We start from the raw sequence: 219 nt of genomic DNA, 5'->3' as shown, positions 1-219 counted from the left end.
TGGTTATGGAATATCGCTGTCTCATGCCAAGTATCGGAACACGTAAGCTGTATTGGCTTATTAAAGGCAAATTGTTGCAACGTGGTTTAAAGTGTGGACGGGATCAGTTATTTAAAATATTGAAAGAAAATAACTTATTGATTCGCCCTAAGCGTCGCTATACAAAAACTACGGATAGCAAGCATTGGATGAAGAAGCATCCAAATTTATTAAAGGATT

Annotated in this window: 1 pseudogene; it reads left to right on the top strand. The window is 36.5% G+C overall.

From position 1 onward, the window contains the following. Positions 1-219 (top strand): annotated as a pseudogene (locus tag WFH18_RS18370) (IS3 family transposase); the annotation flags it as partial.

The organism is Acinetobacter sp. USHLN143 (genome assembly GCF_037145695.1).
Taxonomy (GTDB): Bacteria; Pseudomonadota; Gammaproteobacteria; order Pseudomonadales; family Moraxellaceae; genus Acinetobacter; species Acinetobacter fasciculus.
The sequence above is the reverse complement of the archived record's forward strand: the minus strand, read 5'-3'. Positions and strand labels throughout refer to the sequence as shown.